The sequence below is a fragment of the Streptococcus sp. TATVAM-FAB8 genome (genome assembly GCF_046592795.1).
Classification (GTDB): Bacteria; Bacillota; Bacilli; order Lactobacillales; family Streptococcaceae; genus Streptococcus; species Streptococcus ruminicola.
On record NZ_JAWVPQ010000001.1, the window covers coordinates 128194 to 145150 of the forward strand.

Below are 16957 nucleotides of genomic sequence, written 5' to 3' on the forward strand. Positions count from 1 at the left end.
CATTTCATTTTAGCATTCTTAGTTTTTTGCAAATCTGGAAAAATCATCCGTTAAAAAGACACAAAAAGAAGCCCCGCAGGACTTCTTTTTTACCGAATTTATTATGCAAATATAAGGAATTATTCAGCGTCTGGACGTGATTTACGATCGATGTCAGCAAGGATATTTTCTACAAACTCATCGATTGATTCAGTGTGAGTTTGTTTGCTTCCGTAACGACGAACGTTAACAGTCTTATCAGCCATTTCTTTATCACCAACGATTAATTGGTAAGGAATTTTCTTAGTTTGGCTTTGACGAATCTTAAGTTGCATTTTTTCGTTACGTTCATCGACGTCAACACGAACACCTTTGTCGCGAAGAACTTTAGCAACTTCCCAAGCGTAGTCAACGTGAGCTTCGTTAGAAACTGGGATAACAGTTACTTGGTGAGGAGCAAGCCATGTTGGGAATGCACCTTTGTAGTTTTCAATCAAGATAGCTGTGAAGCGTTCCATTGTTGAGATAACACCACGGTGAATCATAACTGGACGGTGTTCTTCACCATCAGCACCGATGTATGTCAAACCAAAGCGTTCTGGAAGAAGGAAGTCAAGTTGGATAGTTGACAATGTTTCTTCATTACCAAGAGCAGTTTTCACTTGGATATCAAGTTTTGGACCGTAGAAGGCAGCTTCACCTTCTGCTTCAAAGTATTCAACACCCATTTCATCCAAGGCAGCTTTCAACATTGATTGTGCATTTTCCCACATTTCATCGTCATCATAGTATTTGTGAGTATCTTTAGGGTCACGAAGTGATAGACGGAAACGATATTCGGTCAAGTTGAAATCTTCGTAAACGTCGATAATCAATTGAAGAGCTTTTTGGAATTCTTCTTGGATTTGTTCAGGAGTTACGAACAAGTGACCATCGTTAAGTGACATTTCACGAACACGTTGAAGACCTGACAAAGCACCAGATTTTTCGTAACGGTGCATCATACCGATTTCAGCGATACGGATTGGCAATTCACGATATGAGTGTACATGGTGTTTGTAAACTTGGATGTGGTGTGGGCAGTTCATTGGACGAAGAACGAATTCTTCACCATCACCCATATCCATTGTTGGGAACATGTCTTCACGGTAGTGATCCCAGTGACCTGAAGTTTTGTAAAGGTCAACTGAAGCCAAAGGTGGAGTGTAAACGTGAAGGTATCCTGATTCAACTTCTTTATCAACGATGTAACGTTCCAAAGTACGACGGATTGTAGCACCATCTGGCAACCAGAATGGAAGACCTTGACCAACTTCTTGAGAAATCATGAACAAATCAAGTTCTTTACCAAGTTTACGGTGGTCACGTTCTTTAGCTTCTTGACGTTGTTTAAGGTAAGCTTTAAGGTCTTTTTTGTCAAACCAAGCAGTACCGTAAACACGTTGCATCATAGCGTTATCGCTATTTCCGCGCCAGTAAGCACCAGCTACGTTCAATAGGTGGAAGACTTGGATACGACCTGTTGAAGGAACGTGTGGGCCACGGCAAAGGTCTGTAAATTCACCTTGTGTGTAAACAGTAAGACCACCTTCGTCTTCACCGTGTTCTTCGATCAATTCAAGTTTGTAAGGATCGTTTTTGAACAATTCACGCGCTTCATCGATAGAGATTTCTTTACGAACACATGGAAGGTTTTCTTTAACGATTTTTTTCATTTCTTCTTCGATACGAGGAAGGTCTTCATCAGTGATTTGACCTGATTTGTTATCAGTATCGTAGTAGAAACCATTTTCGATTGCAGGACCTACACCAAGGCAAAGGTCTGGGAAAAGACGTTTTGCGGCTTGAGCAAATAGGTGAGCTGCTGAGTGACGCAAGATACCAAGAGCATCTTCATGATCAGGTGTTACGACTTCGATGCTACCATCTTCAGTGATTGCACGAGTAGTATCGATCAATTCTCCGTTAAATTTACCAGCCAAAGCTTTTTTAGCTAGTGAATTACTAATACTTTGAGCAATTTCAAAAGTTGTTACTCCAGATTCGAATTCGCGCACAGCGCCATCTGGGAAAGTAATTTTAACCATACTATTCTCCTTTAAAAGATTTACATTGTTGAGAATTCCTTTTTGGGAACCGGGCAAAAGGAATTTGATGAGTTTACAAAAATTTTTCCCCGAGATAAAAGAAAAGCGACGTCCAAAAAGGACGTCGCAACGTGGTTCCACCTTCATTTATCTACGACAAAAAAGAGTCGTAAACCTCAAATCGGCTATATCGTAGCCACCGTTTTATGTTTGCATAAAAAGCAAAGGAAGTAGTATTGAATCAGTCAACCCTGCGCCCTTCTCACCAACCGGCACTCGCTCTAAAGGTTGAACCCTGTTCAACTTGTCTTCGATAGATATTATAACACGAATTTTTTATTTTTCAAGAATTTAATTAAGGAAATCTCGAATCGAATTAATCAAGCGTTTTGGAGCCTTGAAAACTTTCGCTGAGGTCTTAACCGTTGCTTTGGCTGCTTCTGCTGGTAGTTTAATAGCAGAATGTGCTAGCTTCACAGACGTTTTTTCTTTTTGACCACGAACCGTTAAAGAGAATTTTTCTTTTTTCTTGTTCTTAGCTGAAATCAAGACATCAAGATAGAAAGCATAAACCGATTTTCCAAAATGCTCTGCAGAGATAGCATACATTTTTGCTTGATATGCTTTGTCGTCCATAGCAGGTGTGCTTTCAATCGCATCTAAAATAGCATTCGCTAAATCCTCTTCTTGATAGAACAATGTTCCAAACATTTTTTGGTCAATGATGTCATCCAAGTATGGATTTCCATGCGCAATAACTGGTGTTCCGCTGGCAAGACTTTCTGTATAAGTCAAGCCTTGAGTTTCACTAGTTGAGGCTGAAATGAAGAAATCAGCTGCTTTATAATAAATTGCAGTCTCCTCATGGGCAACCATTCCCGTGAAAATCACACTATCTTCGATACCAAGCTCCTCAACCATTTTTTTCAAATCTGATAAATATGGTCCATCACCAACAATAACCAATTTAACAGCTTGATTTTGAGCTAAAACATCTGGAAATTGTTGGACAATAGCTTGAATATTTTTTTCATAAGAGATACGAGACAGACTAAGTAACATTGTCTCATCCTCAGCAATTCCAAGTTTTTCACGAAGTGCTAGCGCATCTTCTCTTGTAATGTCCTTACGTTCATACTCTTCCACACGAATACCTGTCGGAATGACACGTTTTGGAATCTTGATATCATAACCATCAAGCAAATTTAACACAATACGAGATGGACAAATCACGCCGTCCAAGTCATTCATATAACCACGCATGACGTATTTGACCATACCTGGTTTGATGATTTTTCCTTTAGCAATATACCCTACATAGTCTTCATATTGTGTGTGATAAGTGTGGACTACTGGGATACGAAGAGCTGCAGCAATCATTTTTCCAAGCATTCCAACACTAAATTCCGTTTGGGTATGAATAATATCTAGTTTATATTGTTTTGCAATTTTATAAGACGAAATCAATCCACGATAAACAATGCGGCGATCTGTAAATGAAATAAAAGGCACACTAGGAAGTCGGATAATCGTTGGATCTTCATAGCGTTTCACCGCTTTATCTGTGGTTGTAAAAATATAGACCTCGTGTCCTTCTTTTTCCAACTCTTCCTTGAGGGTACAAATACTCGTTGCTACCCCAGAAACTTGAGGAAAATATGTGTCCGTAAAAAGACCAATTCTCATTTTACAACTCCATTACTTTGTGATAAACATCAATTAATTCATGAGCAACTTTATCAATGCTACGACTTTGAGCAATATGATAACCCGCCTCTTGTTTTTCGCTATTTCCTGATAAAACCTTGCGAAGGGCTTTAACAAAACCAGGAACATCTTGTGCTAACTCCGCACAGCTACTGTCAACCCAGCCGTGATAAACAGGAATATCTCGCAAAACCACATGTTGGTGACTAGCAAGCGCTTCAAGCACAACAATACCTTCAGTTTCTTCACGACTTGGGAAGAAGAATGCATCTGCTCCACTCATGGCCCCCTCAAAAACATCCCCTTTAATGTAACCAGCAAAAATCACATTATCAGGATGCTTACGTGTCACAATGCTTCGTACTTTATGAGGAATAACCCATTTATTAGTCTCACCGAACCAAATAAAACGCACATCAGGCATTTGCTCTGCTACTTTAACAAAGTCATCAATACCTTTTCGCATGAAATAAAGCCCAGCACAAATCACAACTTTTTCATCTGGTTTAATACCAAAATGACGTCTAAAAGCTTCTTCTTTAGCTGGATTTGGAACATAACGAGACAAATCAATCCCATTTGAAACGGCATAAATCGGCTTGTCAACGCCATAACCACTAATTAATGATTTTGAGTATTCAGTCGGTGTAATAATAGCATCCGCATTATTATAGAAATGACAAAGATACCATCTAAAAATTGGTGATACTAAATTAGAGCCGATAAAAGAGTCGCGAAAATCTTCCTCGGTAGAATGACCATGCATCAACACTTTTTTACCCGCTTTTTTGGATTTTTTCAATAATTTCCAACTCTTAAAACCATAAGTATTGATATGAACCAAATCATAGTCATCGTTTGGATTTGTTGTATAATCTTGGCCAACCATGCTAAGAGCACGCTCTTGGTGCTTGATGGCACGACCAATTCCTGATTTTCTTAAATAATTTTCGGCTTCCAAATACAGTAAAACTTTCATAAATTCTATTATAGCTTATTTTGTAATTTTTTTCACTAAGACTAAAAAAAATCAGCCCAAAGGCTGATTTTGTCATAGTATCCTTTTTTGGAATTATTGACGTGTAGTACCACGCAATTTAAGACCATGATTAAGAATAATTTCTTTTTCTTCAAGTTCTTCTTTGTTCATGATTTTAGTCAACATACGCATACTTACCGCACCAAGGTCATAAACCGGTTGGCTAATTGAGCTTAGGTTTGGACGAGTGTATGATGTGATTGGTGAATCATTACTTGTAAGAATTTCAAAGTCTTCAGGAACTTTTTTACCTGCGGCAAACAATCCATTCAAAAGACCTGCAGCTAGTTCGTCTTCAGCAACATATGCAGCTGTAGCACCTGAATTCATCACGCGTTGAGCTAGTTCATAACCATCTTTGTAGTTGTAGTTAGCTTCAAATACAAGTCCTTCTTTGAATGATAGGTTGTTCTTTTCAAGTCCTTCTTTGTATCCTGCAAGACGAACTTTACCGTTAATGTCATCAATAAGTGGTCCTGAAACAAAGGCAATATCTTTGTTATTTTTAGCCAAAATATCAACAACATCAGCCACGGCAGCTTTGTAATCAATATTAACACTTGGAAGTTGGTGTTCTAAATCAACTGTTCCTGCTAGAACCACTGGTGTGCGTGAGCGAGAGAACTCTGCACGAATTTTTTCAGTTAAATGGTGTCCCATGAAGATAATACCGTCCACTTGTTTTGCAAACAAAGTGTTAACAACATTAACTTCTTTATCGTCATCTTCATCACTTGACGCAAGAACGATATTGTATTTGTACATTGCAGCAATATCGTCGATACCTTTCGCTAAAATTGAGAAATAGCTATTAGCGATATTTGGAATAACAACACCAACTGTCGTAGTTTTTTTACTTGCCAAACCACGAGCAACTGCATTTGGACGATAGTCTAAACGGTCAATAACTTCAAGGACTTTTTTACGAGTGTTTTCCTTTACATTTTTATTGCCATTTACAACACGACTAACTGTTGCCATTGAGACGCCTGCTTCTCGTGCAACATCATAAATTGTAATCGTATCATCAGTGTTCATTATTGGACTTCCTTTCTATTTGAAAATTTCGCTTTCACAAATATTTTAGCACCTTTTGGAAACACTTTCAAGTGCAAACTTAGAATTTTTGAAAACTTTTCATATTTTGAAAACGTTTAAAGGGTTATTTTTCTCATAAAAGGCTAAAAAAGTCAAAAAGTAGTTATTTTCAGAAAATTTTCTGCTAACTTTTTAGTAAACTTCTGAAACTCTTTCATCTTTTTAAACTTTTTTAGCATGATTTTATGAAAATTAAGTGCATTTAATTTTTTCGACTTCAACTCTTGATTTTTTGTGATTTTTTTGAAAAAATGGGGGTAATTAGAAAGAAGGTTTCTCATGTCTAAATTAGATCAAATCCGCTCATATTTGAATCAAGAAAAAGCAAATATCGCTGTTTTCTCTGATCCAGTAACTGTTAACTATTTGACTGGTTTCTTCTGCGATCCACACGAACGTCAAATGTTCTTGTTTGTTTACGCTGACCGTGAACCAGCACTTTTCGTCCCTGCGCTTGAAGTCGCACGCGCCAGCCAAATCGTCAATTTCCCTGTTTTTGGCTACGTTGATTCAGAAAATCCATGGGAAAAAATTAAAAACGGTCTTCCTTCAACAGATAGCGCCAAAATCTTTGCTGAATTTGATAATTTGAACGTTACTAAATTCCAAGGTTTGCAAACTGTCTTTGATGGACGTTTTGAAGATTTGACACCATTTGTTCAAAAAATGCGTCTTATCAAATCTCAAGATGAAATCGATAAAATGATGGTAGCTGGTCAGTTCGCTGATAAAGCTGTCAAAGTTGGTTTCGATAACATCTCACTTAACAACACTGAAACTGACATTATTGCCATGATTGAATTTGAAATGAAAAAACAAGGTGTTGAAAAAATGAGTTTCGAAACTATGGTCTTGACTGGAGATAACGCTGCAAATCCACATGGTATTCCTGGTACAAATAAAATCGAAAACAATGCTCTACTTTTGTTTGACCTTGGAACAGATATGCATGGTTACGCTAGTGATATGACTCGTACTGTTGCCGTTGGTAAACCTGACCAATTCAAAAAAGACATTTACAACTTATGTTTAGAAGCTCACATGGCAGCTCTAGAGTTCATCAAACCTGGTGTTCTTGCTAGTGAAGTGGATGCTGCTGCTCGTAAAGTCATTGAAAAAGCAGGTTACGGTGAATACTTCAACCACCGTCTTGGACACGGTATTGGAATGACTTGTCACGAATTTCCTTCAATCATGGAAGGTAATGATATGGAAATCCAAGAAGGTATGTGTTTCTCAGTTGAACCTGGTATCTACATTCCTGGCAAAGTTGGTGTTCGTATCGAAGATTGTGGTCACGTCACAAAATCTGGCTTTGAAGTCTTCACACACACACCAAAAGAATTGCTTTATTTTGAAGGATAATTCTCATAAACCTAAAAACTTCCTAGTAGCACTAGGAAGTTTTTTATATTGCAGGAAACCTCAATTACTGCTAAAATGAGCCTAAGAAATCCAAAAAGAGGCTCTTATGTTTTATAAAACAATGACTTATTGTCCCGAATGTGGGCACCCTTTAGAAAAGAAATTCTTAAAAGACGAAGGTGACATTCCTTATTGTTCTCAGTGTAATAGCTTTCGCTTTCCTGTCTTTAATACAGCTATCAGTGCCATTTTATTTAACGAAAGTCATGACAAAATTCTCTTAATCAAACAGTACAAGATGACTGAACACATTTTGCTAGCTGGTTATGTGTCACAAGGCGAAAATGCTGAGGCTACTGTCGCTAGAGAAATCAACGAGGAATTAGGCTTGAAAGTAAAATCCTTAACCTTTAACGCCACTAAATACTACGAACGCAGCAATTCACTCATGATTAATTTTGCCGTAACAGTATCTGGAGCAGTCACTCCCAATCACGAAATTGATGACTGGGACTGGTTTTCAATCGAAGATGCCAAAAAAGCCATCAAAGACGGTTCTCTTGCCGAAAGTTTTTTACTAGAATTTTTAGCTAAAATCGAAAAGGATTGAGAAAAACTCAATCCTTTTTTGCATACTTTTCTTGCATTTCTTGCCAAAATTGTTGGACAGCTTCTGATTTATTTGTCTTTAATTTCATCAAGACCATCAGAGACTCTGTCTCAATATCAAGTGGTCGCCAAATAATCTGCTTACCCTCAAAAGGTCTAACCATCTTTTCCATCATGAGAGAAAGCCCTAAATCATTTTCGATAAAATCAATAATTAAATTAATACGATTCCCTTTATAGGTAATCTTGGGATCAAACTGATAAGCATGACATAATTCTAATAGAGGCTGTAATAGCTGCGTTTTCTCGCTAAGTTGTAAGAATTTTTCTCCTTCTAGCTCTTTAAGATTGATACTTTCTTTTCTTGCTAAAGGATGCTGACTTGGCAAAACAACCACCCAACGGTCTTGATCAATGGTGAGCATTTCAACTTCTTTTGGCAATTTAGCATTAAATTGTCTCGCAAAAATAATATCACACTTGTGTTTAAGGAGATTATCCAATAAGACATCTGCCTCTTCTTCTTCAACACTAACCTCAAAATTCATATGGCTTTTTTTAAAGCCTGCAATTTCAGAGATGATAGCATAAAAAGGCATACTCGGAATACCGTGAAGTAAAAGCTTGTGCTCTTTTACTTCCTGCAACTGCGAAAGCTCGGCAGTCATCTGCTGGTAATTATCTAAAATCCGTCTAGCATAAGTTTCAACCATTTGCCCTTCCTTAGTGATTCTGATGTGACGACGGCTGCGGTCAAATAGCTGCACCCCGAGTTCTTTTTCTAAAGCCATGATTTGCTTTGACACATTTCCTTGGCTAATGTACAAGCGCTCAGCAGTTTCAGTATAATTAAGAGTCTCACACAAGGTTAAAAAAACTTGTAATTTTTGAAGATTCATCAGCAGCCTCCTTTTTATTCCATTTTAGAATATCTCATCACCAAAAGCAAATTGATTTTTGGCTAAATCGTGTTACACTAGTTAATGACCTTATGGTTTCAAGTTAAGTCACTTTGCACAAGTGAGCTTATTTTTTTGTCTTATTTTTACTATCAAAAAGGAGGAATTTTATGCCAACTGGTGTCATCATCAATTCATTTGCCATTATTTTTGGCGGAATTCTCGGTGGAATTTTTGGTCATATCTTGTCCGAGGATTTTAAAAACCAATTAAATCTTATCTTTGGCGTTTGTTCAATGGGAATGGGGATTTCATCCATTGGACTCATGAAATACATGCCTGCAGTCATCTTTGCTATCGTTGTCGGTACAGCTATCGGACTTGCTATTAATCTTGGAGAATGGATTAATAAAGGTGGCTCTTTGATGCAAAAAGCTGTTTCAAAAATCTTGCCACAAAAACACAGCCAACTATCAAACGATGAATTTTTAGCAACTTTACTAACTGTTATCGTTCTTTTCTGCGCTAGCGGTACTGGTATCTATGGTAGTCTTGATTCTGGGATGACTGGTGACTCAACTATCCTGATTTCAAAATCAATTCTTGATTTCTTCACCGCAGCCATCTTTGCTTGTAACCTTGGCTTTGTGGTTTCTTTGATTGCAATTCCACAGTTCGTCATTTTTACCGCTCTTTTCTTACTTGCCGGAATCATTGTGCCATTAACAACACCTGATATGATTGCTGATTTTAAAGCCTGTGGTGGTTTCTTGATGGTCGCAACAGGTTTTCGTATGATTCGTGTCAAAATGTTTCCAACAGCTGATATGATTCCAGCAATGGTCCTTGTTATGCCTTTATCGTGGTTCTGGGTCAATGTCATCATGCCATTATTATAAAATCTAATAATTTTAGAAAAATTAGAAAATGAGTTCCATGTTTTTGGAACTTATTTTTTTAATAAACGTTTTCACATCAACAATTATGAATACATTTTCTTGAGCATATTATTTGTCATTTTATTCTTAGTTTGCTAACATATTGTCCATAATTAAAAATAAAAGGAGAATTCTATGCCCAATTCTGCCCAAGATTACTTGGACTCTTGTTTGTTTTTTACCGTAAAAAAACTAAATCGAGCACTTGATAGATTAACCGAAAATGCCTTTCAAAAAGTCGGTTTAAATCCATCTTACACTTCTATTCTTCTGATTTTAAGTCATGAAAATGGCAAAATTCAAAAAGACTTGGCTAAAATGCTCTGCATTGCAGCCCCATCTATGACAAGACTTATCGAAAAACTTGTCCACAAAGGATTTGTTAAAGTCGTTTGTGAAGGACGTACCAAACGTGTCTACCTCACAGATAAAGGAAAGGCAATAATTCCAGATATTATTCAAGCTCACATTGAGACACAAGAAGAATTCAATCGTTTGGTCAAAACCGGTTTTTCCGATAACCTTCTTACTGAACTAAACCAAATTGCTAACCAATTACAATAATTTTTTAAGGGTCTTGACTGAACATTGTCATGGCCTTTTTTAAATGCCAAAATTATGACAGATTTGTCATCTATCTGCAACTGTGTTAAGATAGTCACTGTAAACTTATTTTCAAGGAGATCATCGTGTCCGATAATATTCAAGAGGTATTGGATGGTTGCCTATTCTTTTCGGTCAAAAGATTGGATCGCGCTCTTGATAAATTTACGGAAGAAGCTTTTAGAAAAATCGGAATGTCACATTCCTATGCTCTCGTTCTTTTTATTTTAAACCAAGAAAATGGTAAACGTTATAAAGACCTAGCTAATATCCTTTGTATTGCTCCGCCTTCTTTAACAAAAATCATCGATAAACTAGCCAGTAGAGATTTTGTCGCTATCGCTCGTGATGGACGAACAAAACGTGTCTATATTACCGATAGAGGAAGAGAAATTATCCCCATCATCGGGGAAGTCTTTCATAAAACGCGACAAGAATTTATGGAAATCTCTCAACCTTGCGATTTTAACAATCTGATTGACCAAATTAATCATCTGACAAATCAACTAAAATAAAAGAGCTTAAGCTCTTTTTCTTATGCCTGAAAACTGGCTAAAACTAGCTGAAAATGCTATGATAGAAAGAAAACTGGGAGGCTAACATGAGTAAAGAAGCTATCAAAAAACAAGTTCTCGATGCCTTTGACCATCGAGTTGCCGTACGTGTCTACAATGACCAAGAGATTTCACGTGAAGATATGGAATTCATCCTTGACACAGCATGGTTAAGTCCTTCTTCAATTGGTTTAGAGGCTTGGCGTTTTGTTGTCCTTAATCGTAAGCAAATCGAAAAACTTCGTGATGACTTAAAAGCTGTTGCTTGGGGAGCACAGTCTCAACTTGATACAGCCAGTCATTTTGTTTTGTTACTTGCAGAAAAAAATGCACGCTATGATTCTGACTCTGTCAAAGATAGCCTCGTTCGACGTGGTCTCGGTGATGGTGACGCTCTCAATAGTCGCCTAGCCACTTACAAGTCATTTCAAAAAAATGATATGAAAACTGCTGAGAATCCACGCGCCCTCTTTGATTGGACCGCTAAGCAAACCTACATTGCTCTTGGAAATATGATGACATCAGCCAGCATGATTGGTATTGATTCTTGCCCAATCGAAGGCTTTAACTATGACAAAGTCAATGCTATTCTTGCCAAAGCAGGCATTATTAATCCTGATAAAGAAGGCATTGCAAGCATGGTATCATTTGGTTATCGACTACGCGATCCAAAACACCCACGCTCACGTAAACCTAAAAATGAAGTCATTACTTGGCTCGAATAAATAGATAAAGCTTGAACACATGTTCAAGCTTTTTTGCTTACATTAATGCCATTTTTACTGCGCTAAGTAATCCACTAGTTGTACCTGGGAAAGCGAAAATCATTTGACTAAGTTCATGTGCTGTGACTTTTTGATTGATCATCAGAGTCAAAAGATTAATCATTTCACCAGCTTCATTACCCAGAAGACTTGCACCGACCAATTCTTTATTCTGATTAATAATCAGTGTCACATGCGCTTCATCTTCCAATTTTGTCTGGAATTTCAATTGTTGTCCAAATGGAATCTCAACAATGCGGTAAGCATCATTCTCACGAGCCTCAGCAACACTCACCCCAACTTGTGCAATACGTGGGAAAGTGTAAACAAGATTTGGAATAGCTGGGTATTTTATAGCTTCCTGATTCAAACCAAGGATGAAAGCAGCAATATAATCCGACTCAAAACTTGCTGTTGGCGTTAAACGTGGGATTGTTTTATCAATGACATCCCCACTAGCAAAAATATTTGGCACAGAAGTTTGCAGGTGATCATTAACAACGATTCCTGAACGATTGTAGGCAATGCCAAGTTCATCAAGGCCAAGATTTTCAACGTTTGGAATGCGTCCTGTTGCATCAAGGACGTAGTCAGTCTCTAATTCCAAACCTTGCGCCGTTGTGACACGTAAACCAGCGGCAGTTTCTTCAACTGCTTGAACTGCTTGGTTGAAATGAAAGTGAACACCCTCTGTTGTCATTTTAGCTACCACACTATCAACATAATTTTCTTGATAAGCCGCTAAAGCTCTGTCGGCGTATTCAATAACATGCACTTCAGAACCAAGTTTAGCAGCCATAGTTGCAAATTCCATAGAAATGATTCCTGCACCGATAAAGGTGATGCGTTTTGGCATCTTATCCAAATCAAGGAAATCACGACTATCATGAAGATATTCTTGCCCTTTAATGGCTAAACGTGCTGGACGTTGACCAGTTCCAAGAACGATATACTCAGCACTGACTTTATCCTCATCCACACTGACCGTGTGAGCGTCGACTAATTTTCCATAACCTTTTAGCAAATCAATCTGCATTTGCGCAAACATACCTTCCATAAGAGGAGCGTAAGTCGGAATTTCAGATTTTTTATAAGCCATAAGCTCTTGCCAGTTAACCTTAGTATTTCCAGTAATACCAGCCTTTTCATAACGTGAAAGAGCATCGATAAACTCAAATGGACTGTCTAATAAAAATTTGGCATTACAGCCATAATTGGTACAAGTACCAGCAGTAACATCTTTTTCAACAATGGCAACCTTTTTGCCGACTTGAGACAAAGTCACTGCTGCATGCCAATTAGCATGTCCTGAGCCAATAAAAACCACATCGTAATCGTAAGTCATGTTTTCTCCTTAAAGCTGTTGTGTTAACCAGTTTTGGTAACCAACAGTATCAATTAAATCTAGTTGTTGTTGTGTCCACTGCAAATCATCATCTTCATCTTTATAATAATCTTTTAACAAATCGTAAGTCACCAAATCATTAGATGCAGCACCAACCAATGGCAATAATTCTTTCAGTCCTTCTTTTGAAACTTCCAAATCATGTCTTAGCCATTCCAAAGGACTAGCTGGCACTCCAAAGCTTACTTGATTTTGATAGCAAATTTTACCACCCAAATCTAAAATGCGATTAAAGAGTTTTTGTGAAAAGTCACGTTCTTCCAAAGCGTGGCTTTTGTATTTGTCACCAAGTTTTGAAAATCCTTGTGCCTCAAAGTTCAAAGCGACAAGATCATGAATATTTGCTTGATTTAAAATTTTATTTCCGATTTTTTGTAATAATTCGATTGTATTTTCCATAATTTCAACCTCTTTTTATAATCAGTCGCGCGCGATTGATTATAGTTTACTACTCCATTTTCAAGTTGTCAACTTTTACATTTATTTTTTTCTATGTTATGATAAGAGCAAGTAAAGACAAAGAAAGGGACGTTATGCCAGAACAACATCCTACCTTAACTAATCAACTATGTTTTGCTATTTACAATGCTAATAGGGTTTTCAATCAATTTTACAAACAAAAACTAGCTAAATTTGATTTAACCTATACACAATATATTGTTCTCTTAGCACTTTGGGAAACTGACAATCTTGCTTTGCGTGAATTAGGAAAACAATTAGACCTTGCTAGCAATACACTGACACCACTTCTCAAGCGTTTAGAAGACAAAGGTTATCTAACACGCATTCGTCCTAAAGAAGACCATCGTCAGCTGATTATTGCCCTTACAGAAGCTGGCAAAGCACTTCAAGCTGATGTTGAACAAGAATTACACACTTGCGTAGGAAGATTTACACCTGCTTTACAGGGAAAGATTGAGGAAATGATTGAAGACAATCACATCTTGATTGAAGAATTGAAAAAAATGCTTTAAAAAAGAGTTTGGATTAAATCCAAACTCCTTTTGTTTTATTATCTTGCGTTGAAATTTTTCATTTGACGTTTGATGTCACGATCTTGTTCACGTCGCTTAATAGTTTCGCGTTTATCATAGTCGTGCTTACCTTTAGCCACGCCTAGTAAGACTTTTGCAAAACCATTTTTCAAATAAACTTTAAGAGGAATAAGGGTCATCCCTGTTCCTTTTAAGTCATTTGATAATTTTTCAATTTCACGTTTTTTAAGCAATAATTTACGTGTACGCTCAGGCTCTTGGTTCCAAATGTTTCCTTGCTCAAATGGAGAAATGTGGACATTGATCAACCAAGCTTCACCATTTTTAATTTGAGCGTAACCGTCTTTTAGCTGAATACGTGCAGCACGAACACTCTTAATTTCAGTTCCTGTCAAGACGATTCCAGCTTCAATGGTATCAACTATATTATAGTCATGACGTGCCTTTTTATTTTGGGCAACGACATTTCCTTCACCTTTTGGCATATTAAGCTACCTCTCTTGTGTCAAAATTTTTGGGTTAGCAATGAGGCTTGTCACCTTTTATTTTTAGCTTTACGAGTTTTTTTCTTAGCTACTTCTTTGTAGAAAGGTTTCTTACCTGATTTTTTAGAAGATGATTTTGACGATTTATGATTGCGTTGTTTATTTGATTTGTGGTCTTTTTTATGGTCTTTGTGATTGTCAGATTTTGGACGACGTTTGTCTTTTCCAGAACGATCTTTTCGTGATTTCTTCACTTTTTCAATCACATCATAATCACTTGGAATGTATTCAAAGTCAATATCACCAGTTTCTTTGTCGGCACGTGTCAATTTAATCTTGATTTGTTGACCAACGCGGAAGACTTTACCTGATTTTTCACCTTGAAGGGTCAAAGTACGCTCATTGTAGTTGTAGAATTCTGGAAGAGTTGTGATGTGGACAAGACCTTCAATAGTATTTGGTAATTCGATAAACATACCAAATTTCACGACACTAGCCACCACACCGTCAAACTCTTGACCAACGTATTCTTCCATGTATTCAGCTTTTTTCATCGCTTCAACCACACGTTCGGCATCAATAGCACGACGTTCGAGAGTTGAAGATGAAGTTGCCAATTCTGGAATCACATTTCTGAAGTGTTCAATCTTCTCATCTGTCACTTGTGTGTATTCACGAATCATACGGTGAACAAGAAGGTCAGGATAACGACGGATTGGACTTGTAAAGTGTGTGTAGTACTCAGCAGCCAAACCATAGTGACCATGATTATGTTCAGAATAACGCGCTTGTTGCATTGAACGTAGCAACATCATATTCAAAACTTCTGCACCTGGTTTACCTTCTACTCTTGCCATGAAATCTTGAAGGGCTTGTTGGCTAATTTTGTTAGCTGTACCATGAATTTGTACTCCAAAAATACTTGCGTAATCAAGGAATTTTTGTAATTTTTCAGCTTTTGGATCTTCGTGGATACGGTAGATAAATGGCAATTTGCGTTTTGCAAAGTGCTCTGCCACTGTTTCGTTAGCTGCTAACATGAATGATTCAATCATGCGTTCTGCAATACCACGCTCACGAATCACGATGTCAACTGGCATTCCTTTGTCATTGACAATGATTTTAGCTTCGCTAGTATCAAAATTAAGTGCCCCACGACGCACGCGCATCTTCTCTAAGATATTGTGAAGGGCAGCCATGTGGTGAATTGACTCAACGATTGGCTGGTATTTTTCAATCAACTCTTCATCGCCAGCAATGATGTCATTGACATCACTATAAGTCATACGGAAAGTTGTTTTAATGACTGATTGACAGATTTGGTGATTAACCACATGACCATTGCGGTCAATTTCCATCAAGCATGATTGTGTCAAACGATCCACATTTGGATTCAACGAACAGATACCATTTGACAAACGTTCTGGCAACATTGGCACTACACGGTCAGTCACATACACAGATGTTCCACGAGCTACCGCTTCACGGTTAAGGGCAGAGCCTTCTGTGACATAGTAAGACACGTCAGCGATGTGAACACCTAACTCAAAGTTACCGTTATCTAAAAGTTTGATATGAACCGCATCATCCAAGTCCTTGGCATCAGCACCATCAATGGTAAAGGTGATTTCATTACGTAAATCAACACGACCAATCAAATCTTTTTCAGATGGCGCATCTGGAACAGCATTGGCTTCTGCCATAACATCTTCTGGAAATTCTGATTTAATATCCATTGATTCAAGGACTTCAAGAACATCAATTCCGACATCACCTTGGTGACCAACGATATCACGAACATGACCAACAAAGTAATCGTGACCACGCGTTGGGTATTTATCGATATCAACCTTGATGATTTCAGTTCCATCTAAAACAACAGGTTCTTTTTTGATGTAGATTTTTTGTTGGATTTTTTGATTTTTAGACTTGATATAACCAGCGTATTTTGGTTTTTCATCGTCTAAGATAAATTTTCCAACGACAGTTTTTAAACTGCGTTCAACGATTCCGACAATACGGACTTCAGCTGCTGTTCCTTTAAGACGGTTAGCAGGTTTCTTAATCACAGCTTCAACTGTATCGCCGTCAACAGCATGACCAACATCATTACGCCCAACAAACATGTCATCTTCGTCCTCATCAACAGACAAGAAACCAAAACCAGCTTTGTTAGCACGAAAGACACCAGTGACTGTAATTTCTTTTTTCTTCTCTACTTTTTTACGAAGGGCGAGGCTACCGCTATCATCAAAACGGAGTTCACCCTGACTTTCTAACTGTGAAATTTCTTTAACAAGCAATGGAAATTTTTCAGCGCCAGTCATATCCAAACCAGCAGCTAAATCATTAATATTAACTTTTCCATGCTCTTTTAAATAAGCAATAATATTTTCATTCATAATTGTGATTATTAGCAAGACTGCTTTG

The 16957-nt window shown here is 37.6% G+C and carries 16 protein-coding genes; 7 read left to right on the forward strand and 9 right to left on the reverse strand.

The features are described from left to right. Nucleotides 1-119: 119 nt before the first annotated feature. From thrS to ccpA, 4 genes are all read right to left on the reverse strand, one after another. Nucleotides 120-2066 (reverse strand): threonine--tRNA ligase, encoded by a 1947-nt coding sequence (gene thrS, locus SFC32_RS00580; protein ID WP_074560709.1) that lies wholly within the window; start codon nt 2064-2066, stop codon nt 120-122. A gap of 351 nt (nt 2067-2417) precedes the next feature. Beyond that, complete coding sequence (locus SFC32_RS00585) at nt 2418-3752, reverse strand: glycosyltransferase family 4 protein (RefSeq protein ID WP_411049509.1); 1335 nt, start codon at nt 3750-3752, stop codon at nt 2418-2420. A gap of 1 nt (nt 3753) precedes the next feature. Then, nucleotides 3754-4752 carry a glycosyltransferase gene (locus SFC32_RS00590; RefSeq protein ID WP_411049508.1) on the reverse strand — a complete coding sequence of 333 codons (999 nt, stop codon included), beginning with the start codon at nt 4750-4752 and terminating at the stop codon, nt 3754-3756. A gap of 93 nt (nt 4753-4845) precedes the next feature. Continuing rightward, complete coding sequence (ccpA, locus tag SFC32_RS00595; RefSeq protein WP_074481405.1) at nt 4846-5850, reverse strand: catabolite control protein A; 1005 nt, start codon at nt 5848-5850, stop codon at nt 4846-4848. 339 nt (nt 5851-6189) lie between these two features. Between ccpA and SFC32_RS00600 the strand changes: the two genes are divergently transcribed. Then, entirely contained in the window at nt 6190-7275 is a 1086-nt protein-coding gene (locus SFC32_RS00600; protein WP_039696499.1) for a M24 family metallopeptidase, read from the forward strand. Between the two features lie 106 nt (nt 7276-7381). Next, nucleotides 7382-7885: an NAD(+) diphosphatase gene (locus SFC32_RS00605; protein ID WP_411049507.1), complete on the forward strand. Its 504-nt coding sequence runs from the start codon at nt 7382-7384 to the stop codon at nt 7883-7885. A gap of 7 nt (nt 7886-7892) precedes the next feature. Here SFC32_RS00605 and SFC32_RS00610 read toward each other — a convergent pair whose 3' ends face one another. Further along, on the reverse strand, nt 7893-8783 hold the full coding sequence (locus tag SFC32_RS00610) for a LysR family transcriptional regulator (RefSeq protein WP_411049506.1): 891 nt from the start codon (nt 8781-8783) through the stop codon (nt 7893-7895). 170 nt (nt 8784-8953) lie between these two features. On the opposite strand from SFC32_RS00610, the gene SFC32_RS00615 reads away from it, so the two are divergent. The 4 genes from SFC32_RS00615 (at nt 8954) to SFC32_RS00630 (ending at nt 11603) form a co-directional block, all read left to right on the forward strand. Further along, a complete protein-coding gene (locus SFC32_RS00615; protein ID WP_039696497.1) occupies nt 8954-9682 on the forward strand; it encodes a DUF554 domain-containing protein in 729 nt (242 codons plus the stop codon). 174 nt (nt 9683-9856) lie between these two features. Further along, nucleotides 9857-10285: a MarR family winged helix-turn-helix transcriptional regulator gene (locus SFC32_RS00620; protein WP_006532789.1), complete on the forward strand. Its 429-nt coding sequence runs from the start codon at nt 9857-9859 to the stop codon at nt 10283-10285. 125 nt (nt 10286-10410) lie between these two features. Beyond that, nucleotides 10411-10839 (forward strand): MarR family winged helix-turn-helix transcriptional regulator, encoded by a 429-nt coding sequence (locus tag SFC32_RS00625; protein ID WP_411049505.1) that lies wholly within the window; start codon nt 10411-10413, stop codon nt 10837-10839. 86 nt (nt 10840-10925) lie between these two features. Then, a complete protein-coding gene (locus SFC32_RS00630) occupies nt 10926-11603 on the forward strand; it encodes an NAD(P)H-dependent oxidoreductase (protein ID WP_411049504.1) in 678 nt (225 codons plus the stop codon). A 37-nt stretch (nt 11604-11640) separates the two neighbouring features. On the opposite strand, the gene SFC32_RS00635 is transcribed toward SFC32_RS00630, so the two are convergent. Further along, nucleotides 11641-12987 (reverse strand): dihydrolipoyl dehydrogenase family protein, encoded by a 1347-nt coding sequence (locus SFC32_RS00635; protein WP_411049503.1) that lies wholly within the window; start codon nt 12985-12987, stop codon nt 11641-11643. Between the two features lie 9 nt (nt 12988-12996). After that, a complete protein-coding gene (locus SFC32_RS00640; protein ID WP_074560720.1) occupies nt 12997-13446 on the reverse strand; it encodes a ferritin-like domain-containing protein in 450 nt (149 codons plus the stop codon). 134 nt (nt 13447-13580) lie between these two features. Here SFC32_RS00640 and SFC32_RS00645 point away from each other — a divergent pair, with 134 nt between their 5' ends. Beyond that, nucleotides 13581-14021 carry a MarR family winged helix-turn-helix transcriptional regulator gene (locus SFC32_RS00645; RefSeq protein WP_133017511.1) on the forward strand — a complete coding sequence of 147 codons (441 nt, stop codon included), beginning with the start codon at nt 13581-13583 and terminating at the stop codon, nt 14019-14021. Nucleotides 14022-14059: 38 nt separating this feature from the next. Here SFC32_RS00645 and smpB read toward each other — a convergent pair whose 3' ends face one another. Both smpB and rnr read right to left on the reverse strand, forming a co-directional pair. Further along, nucleotides 14060-14527 carry an SsrA-binding protein SmpB gene (smpB, locus tag SFC32_RS00650; RefSeq protein ID WP_006532795.1) on the reverse strand — a complete coding sequence of 156 codons (468 nt, stop codon included), beginning with the start codon at nt 14525-14527 and terminating at the stop codon, nt 14060-14062. Nucleotides 14528-14577: 50 nt separating this feature from the next. Further along, nucleotides 14578-16929 carry a ribonuclease R gene (gene rnr, locus SFC32_RS00655; protein ID WP_411049502.1) on the reverse strand — a complete coding sequence of 784 codons (2352 nt, stop codon included), beginning with the start codon at nt 16927-16929 and terminating at the stop codon, nt 14578-14580. Nucleotides 16930-16957: the final 28 nt, after the last annotated feature.